This window comes from [Scytonema hofmanni] UTEX 2349 (assembly GCF_000582685.1).
Classification (GTDB): domain Bacteria; phylum Cyanobacteriota; class Cyanobacteriia; order Cyanobacteriales; family Nostocaceae; genus Hassallia; species Hassallia hofmanni.
In genome coordinates this window covers 2,176,472-2,195,398 of sequence record NZ_KK073768.1, presented here as the reverse complement: position 1 = coordinate 2,195,398, position 18,927 = coordinate 2,176,472, and the positions used below count along the sequence as shown (strand labels likewise).

The window sequence follows — 18,927 nt, the reverse complement described above, 5'->3', positions numbered from 1 at the left end:
AGATAATAAATGTGGCAGATTATGCGTTTGTGTGGGATGAGAGTGAAGGTTTAAGTGCGATCGCTAATTTCTTCATTCCCAGATAGATAGACAGGTGAAGCAAAAAGTTCTACAATCTGACTGATTGTCGTAATCTTACCCATTGCCCAATCAACCCAAACATAGTAAAAAATTTTGGTGATTCGGCTCAATCGCGCCGATCGCTCTATTAAGATAAAGACGTCTTTAGTAGAGGGCGACAAACAAATGGATGTAAAATTGATATTAGTTGGATTAACTGTTATCTTTACCTTTTCGTGCTTATTTTTCGGCACAAAAAATGGCTTTTATGATTCAGACAACTACCACGGCAATGGATCGGCACATTAACAAACGCCCAATTCTGTTAATTTGATAGGTTGTCATTATCCACGTTTTTCCGAACCAGCGCGGGTTCGGAAGCGTCCTCCCCAATTATCTAATCCGCATTCGAGGACGCACTTAAGTACTTACCCCTAGGTCACAAGACCAAAAACCGCGTAAATCTAGGCTTTTGGGAAATGTGCAGCAAATATAAGGTTTGAGGGGAAAAGAGCATGAGTGAGGATCTATCAGTATCCTCTGGCTTTGATACTGGGGAGAGGACAAATGAATTAGAATGTTTTCCCTATGGTGTCCACCATAATGATGAAGGCATGTGTTTATTGGTGCGGATGGGACCACACCGCATCCTCCTTGACTGTGGCTTAAAAGATATTTCCGGACTGGTAAAGGGGCTGAAAAAGTCGGCAAAGCGAGGCAGTTCACCTCTACCAGCAGATTTAGTTTTGGTAAGTCACGCCCACCCAGATCATGCTAGGGGATTGTTGGCACTGCATAAGGCTTTTCCCTTATTACCTATATACACTAGCGAAGTGACGAGCAAGTTACTACCGCTGAATTGGCAGGATAAAGAGAATAACGAAATTCCCCAACTTTGTCAAGCCTTGCCGTTGCGATCGCCTGTGGAATTTAAAGATGGTTTAGTCGCAGAATTATACCCCGCAGGTCATCTACCCGGAGCAGTGGCGATTCTCCTCACCTACACCACCCAGCAACGCTCTTACAAATTACTATATACAGGTGACTTTTTCTTATCGAACTCCCGGCTAGTAGAAGGTTTGCGTTTAGAGGAATTACGCGGATTAGAGTTGGATGTGCTAATTATTGAAGGCACTTATGGCACATCCCGTCATCCACACCGTCGCAACCAAGAAAATCAACTAGCAGAACGAATTAATCGAGCGATCGCTGACCATCACTCCGTACTACTACCTACGCCAACATTGGGTCTAGGTCAAGAATTATTGATGCTATTACGTAGCCATCACCACTTCACCGGTCGCGACATAAATATTTGGGTTGATGGTACTGTCGCCACGGGATGCGATGCTTATTTAGAATTATTACCTCACCTGCCCCCATCTGTACAAAACTTCGCCCGTCATCAACCGTTGTTTTGGGATGAACGAGTGCGTCCCCGCGTGCGTCGTTTGCAACCAGAATATCGTCACACTGTTGGTAATACTCCTTGTATTGTCCTCACCGACTCTACAATTGATTTGGATGAATACTGCCAACTAGGTATGAATTCCTGGGTAATACTTTCACCAGAAAAAACTCATATACAACTTAATAAAGCATATCCAGGACAAACTAGTGTCGAAACTTATCTTTTGGCACAGCATAGCGATGGTCCGGGAACCACCCAGCTAATTCATAATTTGCGACCCCAGCATGTCATTTTTGTCCACGGTTCCCCCGGCTATTTGGCAGACCTGACTAGTTTAGAAGAATTGCAAAATCGCTACCACGTACATTCGCCCCCCAGTGGTACATTAGTCGAATTGCCTATTGGCGATACGTTTTTGCAACCAGCACCCCCAGAGACTAATTATGAGGGCGAATTAACAGAATTGGGAACGGTAATTACAATTACCCTCCCCGATGCCGTTACTGCTGACGCTAGGTGGCAACAATTCGCCGATACTGGCTTAATCGAAGCGCGTTGGCAGGGAGAAGAGATCGTATTGCGGGGTTTGTCGCAACGAGAATTACTCAATCAAAATAGCGATCGCTTTATTTGGTCTGATGTCGATTGCTGCGGTACCTGTAGACATCAAAGAGGGCAGCGGTGTTGGAACCCCGCTTCCCCCCTGTATAACTTCAAGGTTACTCTTGAAGGTTACTGCCCTGCCTTTGAACGGTTAAATGAGAGTTAGTTGTTAGACTGAGGACAGGTTGTCAGAATTAATTCCTAGTCCCTAGTCCCCAGTCCCCAGTCCCCAGTCTCCTTACTCTGGATTTGAGTCTGTGTAACGATTGCGGATGCGTTCAGCTTCTGGACAATCTTCAGTCATAAGAGGTTCGACATTACCACGGGGCACTGAAGCTAATTTTTGCGTTACAGCACCAATACTTTCAAGGCGAACCATCTCTTCCCAAGAACAAACTTCGTCCTCTTCTTCTGTTTCATAGCGTAGAGTGACTAAATCTCCCTCTATGTCGAGGATGCGGGCGCGTTCAATCCAGCGTTGCTGGTCCCGCAAGAATACACATACCTCCCGCCCGTCGCAACACAGTTGATAAATCTTGCGGTGTAGCATGTACTGCTTCTGCCTTTTTAAACGACGTAGTTAAACCTGTGAACATCTGGGTTTTATCCCAACCAATATATAGTACCGTTTTACAACACTTGCACAAAGCTAGACAAAGTTAAACTTAGTAGAGACGAGATTGTGCAACGTCTGTACATAATTCAGTAATTGTCCTGACAAGTGTGAGTATTTTTTGGTGAATACTTCTACCATTATGTAATAAATAATACTCCAAAACAAGTGGTAAGTGCGGTTGTTTAAGTTGCCTACTTGTAATCATTGGCATTTTTGGGAAGTCTTTACCCCTATGTATTTGATCTTAACTCATTCTCCTGTCACCTTAATGGTTTTAAACAACAACACCCCAAAAGTTCTTCACTGCGTCTTGATGTGACACAAAGGAAAGCAGTCACTAAAGGGGGACTTTCTTGACAAGGGGGACTTTCTTGACAAGGGGAAACATTTTCCCTTTGTGCTCTTGTGTCAGCTTCGTTTGTATTGTGTGGGAAATTTCATTAATAAATTTGAGGAGGATGCCTCTCGTTTAATTTGACCGACGCGAACTGCTTCATCTAGTGCCACCAAAGCAGCCAAATCTTTTGAATCATAGCTTTTGGTAGCCAAAACCTGATGAAGTAGACCCTCGGATTCAACACTAAGACATCCAGTCTGGAAAGCAGATTCAATAAGTGCGCGAATCATTTTAATTAGGGCATAGTTAGCAATGTGTTACATACAGTTTGCAATATTTCCCTCATCTGCTAGTTGACATCAAACAGTATTTACTAGTGATTATAATTACATAACTTGTGTGATTATAATCACAGGCAATAAATAATTAAATTCTAACTAAAGCTATCAAAAAAGGGAAATTTATCCTTTGGTACACCAAAATAATACTTAAGTAAAAAGTAAATAAACGTACACTAAATTAGTTTAGACTGTAAAATTGTGGTAAAATAATATACTTTAAAGACACGATTTGCATTTAATTAAAGAAAAAACTTACGGAAATCTTCATCCTTTTGACTCAACTGTACCCACTCCAGGTTTAAAGCTTGGAATTTTTGCACCAAGCGATCGCACGCTGGGCGTTCGGTAGCGTAATGTCCGGCATCAATTAAAATGAGATTGCGATCGCGACTTTCTTGAAATTGATGGAACTTACAGTCAGAAGTCAGATAAGCTTGAGCACCAGTTTTGACCACAGCTGAGATATAACTTGCTCCCGAACCCCCTAAAACAGCAACTCGCGAAATTTTCTGCTGTAAATCACAAGTTGGAGAAAAAAGCAACTTTTCTTGAGCAAGTCGGGTTTGAATTGTCGCCAGTAAATCCTGTAAACTTATAGATGGATTTAAAACACCAACGCGCCCATATCCCAAACCAGCTTGTGTGGGAACTATCGGGGTGACTTGTTGAAGTTGTAAAATTTGAGCTAAAACGTCAGCAGTGCCATCATCAACTTGGTCAAAGTTCGTGTGAGCGCTGTAAATGCCGATATTGTGGGTAAAAGCTAACCGTGCCATTTCGGCGATCGCTTCCCCAACAACTAAAGACTTCAGGGGGTTAAAAATCAGCGGATGGTGAGCAAAAATGAGATTAGCGTTAAAGGCGATCGCTTCCTCCATCACCGCTAAAGTAGGTGTTAAACAAACCAAGACGCGTGCATTTTTCTGCAAAATTCCCGGTTCAATTTGCCACCCGCAATTATCCCAGCTTTCGCACCAAGCAGGATTTGCCCATTCTTCAAACCAAGTAATTAAATCAACGATTTTCATAAAATGGATGGGGGTTGGTGGATAGTTGATAGGTATTTGTAGTGTGCGTCACGCATAAAGCCTACTGGCGCGACTTTTCCCCGTCCGTAGTCGATACCAAATTGCTTAATATTGACAAATTTTTCAATCCTTAATTTTACCACAAATTTTTTGCCACAGACATTATGAGCGATCGCGTTTATATCTGAATCTAAATTTTTATGTTTAAAATAAGTAACTTCAAAAAAGAAAGTTTAAAATTATATTCCATATTTGTTTATTTATCGTTACCAAGATATTTTTGGTAGCCCATTTCATATTTCTCCTTTGCTAAACAATCCAAAGAGAAAGGAGCAATGAAAACACCTAATAATAGCCAACAAGAAACAGTTGCAAACGGCGAAAATGTTTTTCCACAGGTTTTCTCCCAACCACCTATGCTTTCTAGCGGCAGAACAATGTGGAGCCAGATGAGTCTGGAACACCACTACCTACCAGCAGGGGAGACTCCTGAGTATTGTCTCAAACAATTTGTCATTACTATTAATCTTGGTCAGAGTTTTCAGGTGGAGCGAACTCTAGACAGACATCTGCAAACAGGGTTAATGTTTACGAGTGCTGTAGCGCTTTGTCCGATGCATATTCCCCAAGCAATCCGTTGGGATAGGGATGCCAACATTCTTTTGCTCAATTTGGAGCCGGAATTACTGATTCGCAATGCTGTAGAGTTGCTGGATACGGATCAATATGAAATGTTACCGCATCTGATCGCTCAAGATGCATTGATTCATCAAATTGGGCTGGGACTGAAGACACAGCTTAAAACTAATGGTTCAGATAGCCGTCTTTATGCTGAATCAGCCGCAACGTTTTTAGCTGTGCATCTTTTGCAAAATTACTCAACTCGAAAATCCTCTATACAAGAGTATGAAGGGGGTTTACCGCAACAGCAGCTAAAAAAAGCAGTTGATTATATCCAGGATAATTTAGCACAGGAGATTTCTCTCGATGCGATCGCACTTTATCTTGGCATCAGTCGCTATTACTTTTGTCGATTATTTAAGCAATCTATAGGTCTTAGTCCACACCAGTATGTGATTCAACAGCGGGTAGAACGGGCGAAGCAACTATTGCTGCAAGGTAAGATGAGTATTGCCGATGTTGCCCAAGCCTGTGGTTTTACTCACCAAAGTCACCTCAATCGCCACTTCAAACGATTGACTGGAGTGACACCTAAAACTTTATTCAAGTTATAGCAAGATTGTGCAAAAACTGCATAAGTATGCAAGACTCTTTGCTCATTTACTGCCACTATTAAATCAACCGGATGTGTTCGTAATTCGTCATCGGTCTCTAGTTGGATATTGTTGGTAGGGTGCAACTGCAAATTGTTGAAGAGTCTCCTTGAGGGTAATCGCCAAAGTCGGATTACGTGCCACATCTTCAAAGGATAAATCAACTTGTAGAGGTAATGATATGCCTGTAGTTAGTGACTTTATCACCATTCTTGCTGATACTCAACAGAGGACGGTAACAGCGCCTGATGGACTTACCATCACTGAGGGCTTTAATACTGGAGGACGACACGCTCCTGGTACTGCCTACATCTCTTTTATGGTAAGGGGGCTTACTGCTGGCAGCCCCAATGTTTTCGTGAACAATACAGATGTGGGAAATTTGTTTAGCAATGATGGGAATTGGCAGACACAAACTGTGACGCTGGCAGGAAATGTTTTAAACAATGGCAATAATGTTTTGCGTATCAGTGGTGTTCCAAACGATTCCTTCGATGTTCGCTCTGTCATTTGCCACTTTCATCAAGACGCTTAATTCGTAGCATTCAATTCAATTGTCGCGCTTCTGATGCCGTGTTATCGTGTAGCACACGCTACCTACGGCTTCTAAAACTTTAGTCAAGTTATATACAGGAGAAAATCGAATGAATACAAAGCAATCTCAGAAATCGCCAACCACACAAAAGCAGCAAACTCAAGCTCTATGGACAGAACTCAATGATGAGGTAGCTGCTCAACTATCAGGGGGAGGACCTAATGGACCTGAAGACAAAACTCCTCCGGTAATCTTTCCTATTCTTGTGCTTAGATTTTAACTAATTCTGGGGGTAGAACATTAGACCCTACTCTATGAGAAGCCGATGTAGCGTCTATTGCTTACTTACTACAGAAGAGCGTTACACAGAAATACTCTGTTTAAATAGCTTGTACGAGGTAAGTAACGAAATGTCAAATCTCTAGAATCGTATCGTAGCTGCGCTTTAGCACTAAAGCACAGCCAATACGGTTCGGATAAGAAAATTCGATAAACCAAAAATCTTGTAGAGACGCGATATATCGCGTCTCTACATACCCTAAATTACCACGAAAAATCCTTAACCGAACCGTATTGAAAGCACAGCTACAAACCGTGATGATTTATTCATACCGACTGATTAATTGGCGGTTAAACTCCTTTAGGAGGTAGTTATGAAATTGGTCAAAGAACCCGTAGGACTTTTTGCTCTGGGTTTAAGCCTTGCACTCTCAATAGGAATATATGTTCCTGTAATAATGGCACAGACCTCTACAAACTCAAAGACTGTTCAAGTGGGTATTGGATTGGAGACAAGAAACGCGACGAAGGAACAAATTGCGAGGGAAATAAAGCGGCATCTTAATAGCCGCAAGATTTTAGTAACAGATCAAGAGGTTGAGACCGCAGCCAGCAATGCAGTCAATAAGCTTGGTACAGCAAAAGACCCCCAAAAAGGTGTGATTTACATACATACAAAGAAGTTCACGATCTGTCTCTCATGGGGCAGAGACAAGGATTTCTGTAAGAGTCATTAGCAGATATATTGTCTCATTTCTGATATTAGTGGGATAGGTTCATGAGATTTTTCAGGTGAAGAAAATGTCTAAAAATCAAATAGCTAAGGAGTTAAAAATGTTTGGTAAGAAATCAATTAAGCATTCATCACAAAATCTTACAAACAGTTCCTCATTGCCGAAAATTGTAGTGGAACTAGATGAATACAATGAAGAGTCATTGTCTGGTGGCTCATCTGTTAAAGCGCCAAATGCTCTTGTCCTACTTTTCGCCAATCCCTTTAGCGCATAATGAAACTGAATATATGAACACAAATAATGATTGCACCGTTCCAAAATTTAGCTCTCAAGAGGATAGGACGATGAAAAGAAAGCTTTGGCAAGAATTAAATGACCAACAAGCAGAAAAGCTTTCTGGAGGCATGAATAAAGGCGAATTGATTGACGAAGTGGATCGAGCTAGACAACCAGAAGCAGAAGGAAAAATTAGAGGAACATTGATATTAACCTTATAAATTTATCATCCACCGAGTCCGCCAATACGAGGGTTATAGCGTTCCCACCCTGATGTAATACCATTTGCGATATATTCAGTTAAAATGCATTGGAGTTAGAGTATAAGTAATAACAAAGGAGGTAGCCATGTTTCGCAAGCAACCACTTGAAAATTCATCAAAACCTTCTAAAAGACTTTGGCAAGACTTGAGCGATCGCCAGACGCATTCAGTTGCATTGGTTGCTTGCAGTGATAATTGGAGAAGCAATAAAATACCTTAATAGGATTCTTTTGGACAGTAACCATGAGTACGAAATCCAAAAAACAGCTATTGCAATTGGATCGAAGCTTATATCGAGAGATTTATGAAATTGAAGCCAGCAATTGTCAAGGAGGAGCAATATCCCATGAATTAACTCATGTAAGCCAGTCAAGAACAACTCTAATTAAGTAATAAGCTCAGATGTTTTTTCAAAGCAGTATAAAAAGGAGTTGAAATATGTTTCACAAGTCTCTAATTCAAAACCGATTAAAGCATAGCTTGAATATTAAAGAATTCTCGGAAATAGTTGTTGATTTAGACGAATACAGCGAGGAGTCCTTGTCAGGAGGGAATTCCTTGCAAGGAGGAAATATCACTATTACAGCAACGGGTGACACGACTTCTAGTGCGATCGCGCTCCCCTCATTGCTCAGTCAGGTAAATAAAGCAAAACAATAAATTGATTTTAAAACCACAAAGGAGTTCAAACAATGTTTCGCCAAATCCCCAAGAAAAATTTTTTGCTGCCTACCTTGACTACCTCATATGAGGCAAAACTTATTGTGCCATTAGCTGAACATGATGAGGAGTTCTTGTTAGGAGGAGTTGGAAACAAGATCGTTACTGATACAGGATCTCTTAAGGCACCAGGAGGAAATATTACTGTTAGCACTGTTGAAATTTTAACAAACTCTAAATTTTATATGGAATTAGACGGCGTTGCATAAACGCGGAATGTGGGATTAACTAGGGCTTGCTGAATAAGTCTTTAAAGCGAATCTAGAAGCCACACAGGTTACAAAATGGTTGTTTCGTTGCTCAGTTTCCTTTCTTTACCTAGCGATCGCGCTTTGATTGTGCAAGGGTTTTGAGACTCTAGATGTTAAACAAGTGCATTTGTTTGGTGAAAAAAGGCTTAAACCCCTTATCTGGACTAGATTACACATTCATTCAGCAAGCCCTAACTAAACACAGCTATTTCTCTATAATTTACGGATTCAAAAAATCCCGATGTTCCCCCGGAAGTTGGCTCAACTCTTCCGGGGTTCCTTTTAGTTTGAGTTTACCCTTATCCAGTAGGACAATCCAATCAGCGCGTTGAATTACTCTCGGACGATGGCTAATCATAATCGTGGTTTTACCTTGACGATGTGCCAGTAGTTTATCGAGTACCTCGGCTTCCGTCACTGGGTCGAGTGCGCCAGTGGATTCATCTAAAATTAGGACGGGTGGATCGGTGATAATTGCACGAGCGATCGCTAACCGTTGCCGTTGTCCCCCTGAAAGATTTGCCCCAAACTCACCCAGCACAGTTTGATATTTGTCGGGTAGTTCGCTGATGAAATCGTCAGCACCAGCAATTTCACAAGCATTTACCACTTGCTCTAAAGTCACATGAGGGTAGCTGAAGCGAAAGTTTTCAATAATCGAACGGCTCCAGAAGTGCGCTTCTTGAGGTATCAGGATAACTTGTTGACGCAAACAATCTAAAGACAAATCAGATTGATTGTAACGCCCAAAGCGGATATTGCCAGATTGCAGTGTATGGAGAGAGGCAATTAGTTTTGCTAATGTACTTTTACCACAGCCTGACTTGCCAATCAGCGCTGTCACCTTTCCACCAGGGATAGTAATAGAAAAGTCTTGCAGCAAATCCACTCGACCAACGTGATGGAAGTTGAGATTTTTGCAGGTAATGTCAGCATCAGCAGGAATTTCTGCCCAATCTTGAGGGGCATTATCCCGAACCTCTGATTTAGCGTCGATGATGTCGCTGAGGCGTTGGGTAGCGGTTTGAACACGGGCGAACTCGTCAACAAAGTTGATTACAGTACTAATCAGTGCTATAAAGTTGCGATTCATACCGTTGAATGCCAGCAATTGACCGATGGTAAGTTCTCGCCGAATGACTAAAATGCTGCCAAAACAGAGAATAGCAAGAAAACCAATCTCAGAGATTAGGTTAGAAAAGACACCGTTGATAATACTGATATTTAACAATCTGAAGGTGACATTTGCTAAGGAACCGAAGCGACTTTGCAGTTCTTCCCAAGCTTGAGGTGAAGCATTAGTGGTTTTGAGGGTTAAGGCTCCCTTGAAAGTCTCAACTAAGAGTCCTTGGTTTTCTGTATCAGTAACTAAAACATCACGGGTTTTTTGTTGTAAAGCAGGCAAAAAGACTATGGTTGATAGACTCATGAGAAAAGCTACTGCGATCGCCGCGATGGTAAGCTGCCAGCTGTACACCAGCATTAACCCCAAAGACACCAAAGCGACGAATAACTCACTAGGCAGAGTGGTGACGACTTGGGAAATCAACAAATTAATTTCCCGAATGTCCCGCAAGCGGCTGACAATCTCCCCACTGCGATGAGATTCGTAGTAGCTGAGGGGAAGTTGCAAAATAGCCCTTCCAAATTCCAAAGCTAATCCTAGTTCTAAGCGTTGGGCAAAATGAGCTACCAGATGTGCTTGAATTAGGCGTAACAGACTACTGAAGAGAATCATGGCAGAAACAGCGATCGCCACTGTCACCAGCAGTTCTGTATCTCTTCGCACTAATACGTCATCAGTGAGTACCTGAATCAACAGGGGAAATGCTAAAGAAAGCAGCCCAATTACCAGGTTTAGGGGTAGAATTTCTGCAACTAGGTGGCGATAGTGCCAAATGCGACGTAAGAAGCGCCCAAAGCCAGCAATCCGGTCATTAGGTTGCTCGTAGAAGCGGCTTTCGTCCGGCACTAACAGCAGCATCACCCCATTCATCCAGGACTCTGTAAGTGCCTCACGGGTAAGATAGCGCACACCTATTGCCGGATCTGCAACGACGTACTTTTTGCCTTTGCGTTCATGTAGAACAACCCAGTGATAGCCCTTCCAGTGAATAATGGCTGGTAGAGGGGCTTCGTGAAGGCGATCGATAAGCAAAGGTGTTGCTTTGACAGAACGGGCATTAAAGCCTAAAATTTCCGCCCCTCGACGTAACCCCAAAAGCGTTGTTCCTAATTGCCCTGTACCAACTGCCTCACGGATACGCGAGATGGCAAATTTACGTCCATAGGATTTGGCTACGGTGGCAAGACACGCTGCACCACAGTCTTCTTCGCTGTGTTGGAGAACAATTGGATATTTCATTGAAATTTTAACAGCTTAGGATCGTCGGCTTTCTGTGTCTGGCTACCGCTCACGCACAGCTTGCTAAACTTTTCATATTTTCATATAATTCCATCACAAATCCGTCAGCAGTCTTGCCTTTCGTAACACAAACGTCAAAACCGTCTCCTGACGGGAAATAATATCTGCCCTCCCCTCCATACCCGATTGAATCGCACACTTGCGACTTCCAGCCGTTAATTCCATACCTTCAGGCTTAATTGTTACCTCGTAAGTGCCTGTTTTTGTAGTTGTGCTACTCGCATCTTCAGTAGAAGTACGATTTTCGTAGCTTACTGTAGGTATCGCATCTGGAGAAATAGCTTTGACTTTCCCTAAAAGAGTGCCGTAGTCGGTATAGGAACAACCAGCAACTCGTATTTCCACCCTTTGACCTGTTTTTACTTGGGGAATTTCCTCAGATGCTACCAAGGCTTTAATTACCAAAGGTGAATCACTAGGAGCAATTTTGGCAATGACATCACCAGAGCGTACTACTTGTTGAGGGTTACGCAGATTGAGTTCGTGGATAGTGCCAGAGGCAGAGGCACGAATAATAGTATCAGTAATTTCTTTATTGACTTGTTGAAGTTCTTGTGTGTTGCTGCTCAATTGCTTTTGAATTTCAACTTTTTGTTGTATCGTTTGCTCTCTTTCTTGGTTTAAAGAAGCAAGGTTGAGTTTACCTGTGGCGATTTCTGCGGCAATTTTCTCTTTTGAGATGACCACGTTCGCATCGCTGGGATTAAGGGAAACTAATGCTGCTTGCACTCTTGCTTTGGCTGCTTCTATAGCTTGTTGTTGCTGCCCAATTGCTTCTCGATACTCTTGGACAGTAGCTTTTTGCGACTCTAGGAGTTGTTCTTGTTGCTCAACTGCTAGCTGTGCTTCTTGGAATTGATCTATTGAAATCGATCCGCTTTCGGCTAAGGGCTGATATCTGTCTCGTTTTGCCTTTGCTGCTTTGAAAGCAGCCTCACTAGACTTGAAGTTTGCTAAAGCTGATTTCAACTTTAACTGTGTTTTTTGCCATTCCTTTTGGGCTTGTTTTAAATTGGCTCCCGCTTCTGTTGCTTGAGCAATTGAGCTAATTTGCTTGTCTTTTAGATCCCTTTCGCTGCGGCTGAGTTCTGCTTGTACTGAATTGACATCACGATTAGTGCGATCGCTTTGAGCTGCTACCTGTGCTTCTATTGCACGAATTTGGGCATCAAGTTGAGATAGTTGAAGTCTAGCTTGTTGTATATTTGTAAGCAGTTGCTTTTTTTGGGTTTGTAGGCGAGAATCGTCAATTGTGGCGATGACATCCCCTTGCTTAAGCACATGATTAGCCTGCACAGCAATACTTTTAATTCTTCCTTCTGTTGCTGATTGCACTAAGCGCAATTCTCCAGTCGGGCGAATTGTCCCTGGAGCTTTAATAATGACTTTATATTTGAAGATGGCTGCAAGCATAATAACAGCACCAAAAATCACTAGGAGTAGAACTCCTCCTACGGTACTCCAACAACTAATCGGGGGTAAAAACTCGTTTGGCGTAACAGGGTGGAGCAAGTCAGGATTAATCCCAGACTCAGTTTTTGGTTTACTGATAGAAGCTAAATCTAGTTTAGACACGGTTAATATACATCTGAATGAAAAAATCGATAGACATAGGACTTACGCAGAATGATGAATAAACAAACCGCAGAGAACGTATAAAAATAAGAGTTTGGGAGAGTTTTTGCGTAACTCCTAAAACAGTGCGATCGCTACCACTTTTGCCGGAAAATATTTTTGCAAGTCTAATAATTAGCAGTAGTTTTTAACCAACAACCAACTAACTCTTATTCGGAATATTCAGCTTTAATGATAACTCTTCGCGAAGTTCGTGGAAAGGTTTATTCCATACTGGTTGAGCATTCCAATTCCATGCTGTCACCGGAATGAGTTGATTAACAGCAAGATAAGTTAACATACGGTGTTCATCCTCTGGTTCGCGAGAAAAACAATAAGGATTGCGATAGCCTTTATTACAAGGTTTATAATGATTAGCTTTATCCTGAGAGATGAGTTGCAAAATTTCCTCACCTTTAGCAAGCAAATAATCTAAAAAAATTAAACTAAAAGGTTCTTCCTTAGCGCGAGTTTCTGGTTTTTTTTGCACCCATCTTGCCCACTCAAAGCCATAAATAAAGTCGTGGACGTAGCGAAAGCGTATTTTCGTTTTAATTCCGCACAACTCCAACAGCGATACTATCTTGTTACAAAAACATTTTAAAAACTCAATAGCATCATTTGCTATTAAAGCCTGTCTTAACATACTACTTACCAAAAAATCAAAATCCCAGAAAATATTTTCTGGGAAGTTGTCCAAATAAGCGGAAATTATTTGCTCTAAACTCTTTTGTAAAAATGTTATTAGGTGAATTTCATTAGTTTTTTCAGTAACTAAACTTCCCAGTTCAGCAAAACTGGTAGCTAAAGTTTTCTGCGGATTGAGAGACAACTGATTAATAGACTGCTGGGCAATGATTTCATCAAGAATACTGAAACTATGAATACACGTCAGATTTTGCTTCATATAAATTTCAATCACTCCAGCACTTTACAGTTTTATAAACTGCTGCACAAAGCAACAAGCCTTAGTTTAATCGAGCAGTAGATCAGAAGTAAATCAAATAGGAATAAACTTAACTTTTTAGTTACTATACTTATCGGGACTGAAACAAAATAGAACTTAAAAATAAAGTATAATGCGTTACCAGCATAGCTTTCACGTCGAGGTAACACCCCATGAAAGAGACAGCCCCCGCAACCATGCCCCCGTGCGCGTGAAAAATGGCGTCAACGGTTTGATGAATCATTTACTCATAAAGCCCAAATCGGGAAATATGACAAGAATCGAAAAATCGGTTAAGCACTAGCATTAGATTTTACCCTGCCGTCAAAGATTTACCCACTTGCAAGGCACTTCGCAATTTGCTAAGATTTTTTCAGCCCAAGTAAATATAGGAGATTTCAATTGATACCACTTATAACTTGTAGAGGAAAACCCTTAAATGCGAATCATTACAGAAACCAGACTTAAAAAAGCTTCCGAAAAATATCCGGATGCTGAATCGAGTATACAAGCCTGGAAAAAAGTTGTGAAAGCACAAGACTGGAATAGTTTTGTAGATGTAAAAAACACATGTGTCTTTGCCCCTGACCAAGTTAAAAACTTTGTCATTTTTGATATTAGAGGAAATAAATATCGTTTAATAACTTGTATTAACTATAAAAGAAAATGTATATATATTCGCGAGTTCCTTACTCATGAAGAATATGATACAGATAAATGGAAAAATGATGAATGGTTTAGTAACTAAAAATTAAGCAAACCTAAGATTGGTATTGTATCAATCTTAGCTTTAATAAATAATGAAAAACATAATTGCACAGAATGGTGAAATGGCATACAACGATATCAGCTATCAAGAATTACTTACATATTTCCCTCCCCGTCCCATAAAATCTGACGAAGATTTTGAAAAAACTCAAAAAATAATTGATAAGTTACTTGACAAAGGTGAATTAGGAGAGGAAGAAGAAGATTATTTAAATATATTAGGAATGCTAATTCATGAATACGAAGAACAACAAGATTTAGTTCCGGATATTTATGGAATAGAACTTCTTAAGGTTCTGGTTGAGGAATTAAATTTAAAACAAAAAGATTTAGTTCCTATTTTCAAAACAGAATCAATTGTTTCTGACGTACTCAAAGGTAAACGTAAATTAACTGTTGAACACATTCAAAAACTTGGCGAATTTTTTAAAGTTTCACCTGCTGTATTTTTTCCAGTGAATCCATCAGAGAGAAATTTCTTAGAATTAGCCTAATTTTAACTACCGAAACATTTACCTGTTTTAAATAAAATGGGTACATTGTCATGAATCTTCTACTAATTGACGATTAGTTGTAGTCTGTAAATCACAAGATCTACAGTCAACCGATCCAGATGTCTATTGTCATCCAGAAATATGGACAACCAATTCTCTAGTATGACTGCGTTGCCGATGTTCCCAAATGTAAATTCCTTGCCAAGTTCCCAGCACCAAATGACCTCGATTGATGGGGATGTGTTCTGAGGTATGAGTCAGGGCAGTGCGGATGTGTGCTGGCATATCGTCGGCACCTTCGGCATTGTGGATGTACTTAGCTGATTCGGGCACGATTTTTGCCATAAAATTAGCTAGATCCAAAAGTACATCTGGATCGGCATTTTCTTGAATCAGTAAACTAGCTGATGTGTGACGCAAAAATAGTGTACAAAGCCCAATTTCCACGCTTGATTCTGCAACTATAGCCTCAATCTTTGGGGTGATATTATACAAAGATTTGCCCATAGTGGGAATTTTTAGTAATTTTTGGTAGTGAGTCATAGAAACCGCTAATATTGAGGTTTGTAAAAATAATTAACACTTCAAGTAGGTTGATTTATTTGGCTGTTTTCTACTTTTGTTTTATGGTTAGATTGAGTTGCTGATGACAATATGAGTAATGGGATAATAATATACCATGCCAACTCATAGTTTCGCAAAGCAACGCGTAATAGTAGCTTTAATTCCTGTGCTTCCGTATCTAGCCAAGGAGAGTCGAAGTTATTCCAGGGAAGTATGGGTTTGTTAGGCAGATTGTGTGCCAAAACTGTAATGTTATCTAAATCTGGTTTTGGTAAACGCCAATGTCTAGAAAGCATTGTATCATCTTGGTTAGTATTCATAGTTTTTGTAGTTCGGGAATAGAATAAACCGTCAATTGATGTAACAAAGCAACCAAGGCAATTCCAGCAGTGATGTAAGTAGCATATTTCAACGATTGGGAAATGTCCTCTAATCGTGGCTTATTTGCATTATAAGTCGCTATGAAGTTGGCAAGCATTTTTAATTGATATTCTTCAGGTGATAGTAATAAATAATTATGCTGAAAATTTTCATTTTCTAGATTAGGGCTAATAAAATACTGACGTGGTAATAAAGCCCACATTAGCAGCGTAAAATTGAAGAAAAACAACAATATTTCCAGCACGCTGAATAGGCTGAAGACAGGAAGCAACTTTGAGATTGTCAGAAAGCTTAACAATGCAGTGTTTGTAACAAATAGGATGTTCGTTTGGGTAAGTAAAATTTGTCCTTCCTCCTTTTGTCTTTTTAAGACTCGACGAACATCCTGGGCAGCTAATTCCAAAGTGGTTTTGTCTGGTGTTGAAGATTCCACTCTTAATCCTTGCTTTAAAGACTTTTATTTAGTCTAAAAATAATTAATTACAGCTTTAGCTATAGCTTCATTGCCATCTTTAGCAATCGGTTGAGATTGCTTTGGTTGATGAGGTATTTGATTGAGAAAGTCCCAATTGCCTGCAAAAAATTCTTTAGGAGTAAGAATTTGATGCTGATGGTAATTGGTAATACCTTCTAACAGAAAAGCAGCTTCGGCAAAGTCATCACGAGTTAGTGAAACAATTGGCACTCCTAATCGTGTGGCTTCAGCAAAAGTGCCAAAACCAGGTTTAGAAACAACTCGTCCACAAATCGGCATAAAATCTACAGGTCGGTATTTTTTATCAGTTATTTTCACAAAATTAGGTAAATCTGGGGCAGATTTATCAAAGACGATAAATTGCCAATCGGGAAATTGTCGCAGATTTTCATAAGGAATTTGCTGCAAACCCAAGCCACCAAAAGTGAGTAAAATAGTTTTTTCTATTGGAGCAGTTATTCCCCAAGTAGATCGTAATTCATCTGCGGAATAATGAGGAGAACCACCAGTTAAACCCACATCTGTGATATTTGGGAAAGCTTGCATCGGTTCGTGGAAGGGAAGACGAAACAAGCGATCGCATTTTGAATAACATTCACTAATCCAATCAGCAATTTCTAGAAATTCCCCTCCCCAATCTCGATATATCAAATCCCAGCCAAAGTTACTCATCATCCAACAGGGAATATTAGCTGCTTTGCCAATCAAGGAAGCGAGAAAGGGAATATCTGCCAAAATTAGATTAACGCGATTTTGGCGAATAAAATTCACTTCAGAGGCAATCAGCGAATTCTGATTTTTTTTAATTTCCAGCAACTTTTCCAAAGTGGCTGCTTTATCCATTATCAAGCTATCTGCTTGCACAACACCCAAATCAAATGCGCGGGGACGATGAATAAAATCCCCTTCTATATAGCATTCTAGCAACCACCGTGGTGCAGTCGTCACCATAATTAACAAGACTTCGGGACATAACTTTTGAATTGTTGCCGCTACAGATGCAGTGCGGGTAGCATGACCAAAGCCGTGATTAGTAATAGCAATGTATAAAATTGGACGTTCCATATTAAATTCGGTATGGGGCATGGGGCATGGGGCATGGGGCATGGGGCATTGGGCATTGGGCATTGTCCAAGTGAAATTCACAAAACTTCTTTTTATTCTCCTTTTCCCTTTCCCCTTTTCCCCTCCTCAAATTGCCCAATGCCCCATATTACTTATTTGCAAAATCTCTGAATTTCGTCAATTAATTGGTCGATTTCCGATTCTAGTGTAAAGTAGTGGACGCAAGCGCGTACACAATCTGGATCGGCAATTGTTCGAGTTAATATCTTTTGTGACTCTAAAAATCGTACCAGTTGCTGGCTAGTTTGAGGTTTGTTATTTGTCAGTTTAAATGAGACTAAACCGCTTTCTGGTGGGGAAGTCCGCAGACATTTTACATCGGGTAGCGTTGCCAAACTTCGCCAAAGGTACTCACTCAAACGGAGAATTTCCTGATAACGTTCTTCAGGTGTTCCCCATTCGTGATGGATAGCGATCGCTTCCCTTAAGCCAGCGTATAGTGGAAAATCTGAAGTAGCTACTTCATAACGTCGTCCGTCTGGATGCCAATCTCCAGGCTTTCCTTGACTATCTATCACAACACTACGCCAACCTATAAAGGTCGGTTTCAGACTTTCTTGTACTTCTGGTCGCACATACAAACCACCCACACCCCCAGGACCACACAACCACTTGTGACCTGTGAAAGCATAAAAATCTGCACCTAATTCTGTTAAATCTAAAGGCATTGAGCCAACAGATTGTGCCGCATCTACGAGAATTCTTACATCGTTATTTCGGCACACTTCCACAATTTTGTCAAGTGGCAAAAGTTGACCCGTGTTCCAGAGAATATGACTCAACACCAGCAACCGTGTGTTAGGACGTAAGTGTTGGGCGATCGCATCAACGGGATCGCCTTCATTTAAAGTTGCCATTACAGGACAAGTGGTAATTTCCACTTTTAACCTGCGCCCAATTTCTCGTGCGATCGCTATAATACCTTGATGTTCGCAGTCTGTGAGCAGCATATGGTCGCCGGCTTGCCACTCCAGACCCCACATAGCAATATTGCAACCGACAGTTACATCCTCCGTGAGAGAGATTGTTTCCGGTGGGACATTTAATTCTGACGCGATCGCCCCTCTCACTGCTTTATATTCTGGCGCCAGCCAGCGATACACCTCACCACTGAAAGGACCTATATCCTGCATATGTGCTTGGGACAAAGCGATCGCATCCAGAGCCCTTTGCGGCATCGGTCCTTGTCCCCCATAGTTAAAATAAGTCTTATTAGCTAAAGCTGGAAATTGCTGACGGTAACGATGCAACTCGATTTGTGCTGTAGAAATACTAGTCATAATTGTTAGTTGTTAATGGTTGGTTGTTATTGGTTATTGGTTATTATTTAGCAACCAGTCTCTATTTCTTACCCTTTCCCCCTTACCCTTTCCCCTTTCCCCCTCTTTTTCATGTAGATTACTCCGA

The 18,927-nt window shown here is 40.9% G+C and carries 24 protein-coding genes; 12 read left to right on the top strand and 12 right to left on the bottom strand.

Features of this window, described 5'->3' with window-relative positions; genetic code table 11:
* Positions 1–50: 50 nt before the first annotated feature.
* The gene (locus TOL9009_RS47335) at positions 51–314 is read right to left on the bottom strand and encodes a hypothetical protein (protein WP_029633513.1); all 264 of its coding nucleotides are present in this window, start codon (positions 312–314) and stop codon (positions 51–53) included.
* Positions 315–575: 261 nt separating this feature from the next.
* Here TOL9009_RS47335 and TOL9009_RS0114915 point away from each other — a divergent pair, with 261 nt between their 5' ends.
* The gene (locus tag TOL9009_RS0114915; protein ID WP_029633512.1) at positions 576–2,240 is read left to right on the top strand and encodes an MBL fold metallo-hydrolase; all 1,665 of its coding nucleotides are present in this window, start codon (positions 576–578) and stop codon (positions 2,238–2,240) included.
* A gap of 72 nt (positions 2,241–2,312) precedes the next feature.
* Here the strand turns inward: TOL9009_RS0114915 and TOL9009_RS0114910 are convergent, their stop codons facing one another.
* From TOL9009_RS0114910 to TOL9009_RS0114900, 3 genes are all read right to left on the bottom strand, one after another.
* Positions 2,313–2,624, bottom strand: a complete 312-nt coding sequence (locus tag TOL9009_RS0114910; protein ID WP_029633511.1) for a DUF6679 family protein — start codon at positions 2,622–2,624, stop codon at positions 2,313–2,315.
* A gap of 474 nt (positions 2,625–3,098) precedes the next feature.
* The gene (locus tag TOL9009_RS0114905; RefSeq protein ID WP_029633510.1) at positions 3,099–3,317 is read right to left on the bottom strand and encodes a hypothetical protein; all 219 of its coding nucleotides are present in this window, start codon (positions 3,315–3,317) and stop codon (positions 3,099–3,101) included.
* A gap of 290 nt (positions 3,318–3,607) precedes the next feature.
* Positions 3,608–4,396, bottom strand: a complete 789-nt coding sequence (locus TOL9009_RS0114900) for a Nif3-like dinuclear metal center hexameric protein (protein ID WP_029633509.1) — start codon at positions 4,394–4,396, stop codon at positions 3,608–3,610.
* 335 nt (positions 4,397–4,731) lie between these two features.
* Between TOL9009_RS0114900 and TOL9009_RS0114895 the strand changes: the two genes are divergently transcribed.
* The 9 genes from TOL9009_RS0114895 (at position 4,732) to TOL9009_RS0114855 (ending at position 8,686) form a co-directional block, all read left to right on the top strand.
* Positions 4,732–5,631, top strand: coding sequence for a helix-turn-helix domain-containing protein (locus TOL9009_RS0114895; protein WP_029633508.1), 900 nt, complete (start codon positions 4,732–4,734; stop codon positions 5,629–5,631).
* A gap of 220 nt (positions 5,632–5,851) precedes the next feature.
* Positions 5,852–6,205, top strand: a complete 354-nt coding sequence (locus TOL9009_RS0114890) for a hypothetical protein (RefSeq protein WP_029633507.1) — start codon at positions 5,852–5,854, stop codon at positions 6,203–6,205.
* A 109-nt stretch (positions 6,206–6,314) separates the two neighbouring features.
* Positions 6,315–6,485 carry a hypothetical protein gene (locus TOL9009_RS47330; RefSeq protein WP_186227565.1) on the top strand — a complete coding sequence of 57 codons (171 nt, stop codon included), beginning with the start codon at positions 6,315–6,317 and terminating at the stop codon, positions 6,483–6,485.
* A 373-nt stretch (positions 6,486–6,858) separates the two neighbouring features.
* On the top strand, positions 6,859–7,221 hold the full coding sequence (locus TOL9009_RS0114880; protein ID WP_029633506.1) for a hypothetical protein: 363 nt from the start codon (positions 6,859–6,861) through the stop codon (positions 7,219–7,221).
* A gap of 64 nt (positions 7,222–7,285) precedes the next feature.
* The gene (locus tag TOL9009_RS0114875) at positions 7,286–7,492 is read left to right on the top strand and encodes a hypothetical protein (protein WP_029633505.1); all 207 of its coding nucleotides are present in this window, start codon (positions 7,286–7,288) and stop codon (positions 7,490–7,492) included.
* Positions 7,493–7,562: 70 nt separating this feature from the next.
* Positions 7,563–7,715, top strand: a complete 153-nt coding sequence (locus TOL9009_RS47325) for an ATP synthase subunit c family protein (RefSeq protein WP_186227564.1) — start codon at positions 7,563–7,565, stop codon at positions 7,713–7,715.
* Positions 7,716–7,842: 127 nt separating this feature from the next.
* Complete coding sequence (locus TOL9009_RS49350) at positions 7,843–7,977, top strand: hypothetical protein (RefSeq protein WP_260675898.1); 135 nt, start codon at positions 7,843–7,845, stop codon at positions 7,975–7,977.
* A gap of 218 nt (positions 7,978–8,195) precedes the next feature.
* Positions 8,196–8,417, top strand: a complete 222-nt coding sequence (locus TOL9009_RS0114860; RefSeq protein ID WP_029633503.1) for a hypothetical protein — start codon at positions 8,196–8,198, stop codon at positions 8,415–8,417.
* Positions 8,418–8,449: 32 nt separating this feature from the next.
* Positions 8,450–8,686, top strand: a complete 237-nt coding sequence (locus TOL9009_RS0114855) for a hypothetical protein (RefSeq protein WP_029633502.1) — start codon at positions 8,450–8,452, stop codon at positions 8,684–8,686.
* Positions 8,687–8,948: 262 nt separating this feature from the next.
* Here the strand turns inward: TOL9009_RS0114855 and TOL9009_RS0114850 are convergent, their stop codons facing one another.
* The 3 genes from TOL9009_RS0114850 to TOL9009_RS0114840 form a co-directional block, all read right to left on the bottom strand.
* Positions 8,949–11,093 (bottom strand): peptidase domain-containing ABC transporter, encoded by a 2,145-nt coding sequence (locus TOL9009_RS0114850; protein ID WP_029633501.1) that lies wholly within the window; start codon positions 11,091–11,093, stop codon positions 8,949–8,951.
* 93 nt (positions 11,094–11,186) lie between these two features.
* Positions 11,187–12,728, bottom strand: a complete 1,542-nt coding sequence (locus TOL9009_RS0114845) for an HlyD family secretion protein (RefSeq protein WP_260675897.1) — start codon at positions 12,726–12,728, stop codon at positions 11,187–11,189.
* Between the two features lie 202 nt (positions 12,729–12,930).
* Positions 12,931–13,674, bottom strand: coding sequence for a hypothetical protein (locus TOL9009_RS0114840; RefSeq protein WP_029633499.1), 744 nt, complete (start codon positions 13,672–13,674; stop codon positions 12,931–12,933).
* Positions 13,675–14,152: 478 nt separating this feature from the next.
* On the opposite strand from TOL9009_RS0114840, the gene TOL9009_RS0114835 reads away from it, so the two are divergent.
* Both TOL9009_RS0114835 and TOL9009_RS0114830 read left to right on the top strand, forming a co-directional pair.
* Positions 14,153–14,461 (top strand): type II toxin-antitoxin system HigB family toxin, encoded by a 309-nt coding sequence (locus tag TOL9009_RS0114835; protein WP_029633498.1) that lies wholly within the window; start codon positions 14,153–14,155, stop codon positions 14,459–14,461.
* Positions 14,462–14,513: 52 nt separating this feature from the next.
* A complete protein-coding gene (locus TOL9009_RS0114830; RefSeq protein WP_242055399.1) occupies positions 14,514–14,975 on the top strand; it encodes a helix-turn-helix domain-containing protein in 462 nt (153 codons plus the stop codon).
* Positions 14,976–15,104: 129 nt separating this feature from the next.
* Here the strand turns inward: TOL9009_RS0114830 and TOL9009_RS0114825 are convergent, their stop codons facing one another.
* From TOL9009_RS0114825 to TOL9009_RS0114805, 5 genes are all read right to left on the bottom strand, one after another.
* Positions 15,105–15,518, bottom strand: a complete 414-nt coding sequence (locus tag TOL9009_RS0114825; protein ID WP_029633496.1) for a secondary thiamine-phosphate synthase enzyme YjbQ — start codon at positions 15,516–15,518, stop codon at positions 15,105–15,107.
* A gap of 41 nt (positions 15,519–15,559) precedes the next feature.
* Positions 15,560–15,859, bottom strand: a complete 300-nt coding sequence (locus tag TOL9009_RS0114820; protein ID WP_029633495.1) for a hypothetical protein — start codon at positions 15,857–15,859, stop codon at positions 15,560–15,562.
* A complete protein-coding gene (locus TOL9009_RS39200; RefSeq protein ID WP_051502903.1) occupies positions 15,856–16,353 on the bottom strand; it encodes a hypothetical protein in 498 nt (165 codons plus the stop codon). The genes TOL9009_RS0114820 and TOL9009_RS39200 overlap by 4 nt, the downstream gene beginning before the upstream one ends.
* Before the next feature lie 33 nt (positions 16,354–16,386).
* On the bottom strand, positions 16,387–17,460 hold the full coding sequence (locus tag TOL9009_RS0114810) for a glycosyltransferase family protein (protein WP_029633494.1): 1,074 nt from the start codon (positions 17,458–17,460) through the stop codon (positions 16,387–16,389).
* A 152-nt stretch (positions 17,461–17,612) separates the two neighbouring features.
* Positions 17,613–18,800, bottom strand: coding sequence for an aminotransferase class V-fold PLP-dependent enzyme (locus TOL9009_RS0114805; RefSeq protein ID WP_029633493.1), 1,188 nt, complete (start codon positions 18,798–18,800; stop codon positions 17,613–17,615).
* Between the last annotated feature and the right edge of the window lie 127 nt (positions 18,801–18,927).